General features: G+C 42.4%; 3 protein-coding genes. All 3 read right to left on the bottom strand.

The genetic code is table 11. The features are described from left to right. Window positions 1-82 precede the first annotated feature (82 nt). A complete protein-coding gene (gene galT, locus AC3LHT_RS02240) occupies window positions 83-1,030 on the bottom strand; it encodes a galactose-1-phosphate uridylyltransferase (RefSeq protein WP_488661832.1) in 948 nt (315 codons plus the stop codon). 108 nt (window positions 1,031-1,138) lie between these two features. Further along, entirely contained in the window at window positions 1,139-1,327 is a 189-nt protein-coding gene (locus AC3LHT_RS02235) for a glutaredoxin domain-containing protein (RefSeq protein WP_488661831.1), read from the bottom strand. A gap of 123 nt (window positions 1,328-1,450) precedes the next feature. Further along, on the bottom strand, window positions 1,451-1,958 hold a 508-nt coding region (locus AC3LHT_RS02230; RefSeq protein WP_488661828.1), incomplete at its 5' end, for a hypothetical protein.

Raw genomic sequence — 1,958 nt, 5'->3', positions numbered from 1 at the left:
GAATGGCTAACCTATGCCTATATTGATCCCCTCTGGCGCAAGTTGAGAAGCGAAAGTACCCAAATTTAACCTTCATCAAAACCTAATCCAAAGCTTCTCTAAGCTCCTTTGCTACTTCCTCTGGCGATGCAGGATTTATGAAATTCCAACTTCCAGTTTCGACACTTGCCATCCATTTCATTTTGTCTTTTGAACGTTTTGGTGGATTAAACTCAATATGGAAATGGAAAAATTCATCATAGAGCTCGTTTGTGTTATATGGCGCGGAGAAGAGCATCATCATATAAGGAAACTTTTCTTCAAAAAAACTGTCATAGCGCTTTGCAATATCACGAATGAACTCGGCTAATTCCCACTTCTCTTCAGCGGTCAGGTCGGTAAGGAATGAGACATGACGAAGGGGGTAAATATGGCATTCATAAGGGAATCTGGCATATGGTGGCACAAGACTTACGAAATATTTCCCGCTTTTGATGATGTTGGCTTTGGGAAGGTCTTTCAAAACATCACACAGCGAACAATTACCATTGGATAGATAATATTGCCTGGTGTGCTCAATTTTTCTTTCTACTCTTGGCGGCAGGTATGGAAAAGCATAAAGCTGCCCGTGAGCGTGGTCGAGGGTTGCACCAACTTCCCTGCCCCGGTTCTCGAAAATATAGATGTATTTTAATTCTCTGTTCTTGGAAAGTTCCCTGTACCTGTCACACCATACTTCAATTAACTTGGCAAGCTGTTTTACTGGCATATCCGGGACTGCAAGGTTGTGGTTTGAAGTATACATAATGACTTCACACTTACCAATGGCTTTCCCTTTTTCAACAACAGATTCCTCTTCGATTATCTCTGGAGCATCAAGGCTGAGCGCGGGAAACCTGTTGTCAAAAACGGCAAGATCGTAATCTTCCTCAAGCTCCAAGACCCCCGGGCAAAGGGGGCACGCATTTTCAGGCAGAACCGGTCTTGCGCTTCTTGCAGAAGAAATTATCACCCATTCCCCTGTAATCGGGTTTTTTCTCAGCTCTCTCATATGCTCATTCCTTTCATCATGTGCTATTAAAAGCATACCATCCCGGTAAAAAAATAAAAAGGGACGGTATAAACCGTCCCTTAATCTTCATGATTCATTTTTAAAGCATTAAGAAATTCCGAGTATCTTATCAATTTTGGCTTTATCGAAACCAACTATAACCTGGTTACCCATCACGACCACAGGAACACCCATTTGACCGCTTTTACGGTACATCTCCTCAGCCTTTTTTGGGTTTTTACTTACATCCACGTCTTTAAAAGGTATTCCCAGGGATTTGAAATACTGTTTGACTATTCTGCACTATGGGCATGAGGGCGTGGAATACACGGTTATATTCAAATTCATCGTTTCACCTCCTGATACCCCGCGGGGGTATTATCGATGATATTATACACCGACAAAAAGAGGTGTCAATAACTAAAATTCAAGAACGACAAGTTGTGGGGGAGCCAGGAACCTAAGATGAAGCCACGAACCCACACCGTTGGTTACAAAAACCCTATACGCTCCAAATTTCCCTTCTCCCTTGAGAATAGGGTATTTGCTTTTTAAAATGATATTTGAGACCAGGGGTATGTAAAATTGTCCCCCGTGGGTATGTCCTGATAAACAGATAATGGGATCAGGCCCATAATACCTTGCTACTGCATGAGGGTAATGGCTCACAAGCAGAATATCTTTATCGGCTGGGGTGGTATATTTTTGGCTCAAAGGCATACCGACAAGGTTAATACACCCGGTATCACCTATCAACTTTACTGTGTCTCCATCAAGAAGATGCACGCCAGAGTTTCTATATACGGCTTTTACCCTACTAAGTTTGTCAAAGTCCCAGTTTCCCACGACTGCGTAAACAGGGGCTATTTCCGATAAAGATGTGAAGAATCTTTCGAGATCATCAAAATTGGTGTTCGGTTTAAGCGCA

The organism is Kosmotoga sp. (assembly GCF_982836095.1).
Note: the sequence above shows the minus strand (reverse complement) of the source record. Positions and strands in the feature narration are given on the sequence as shown.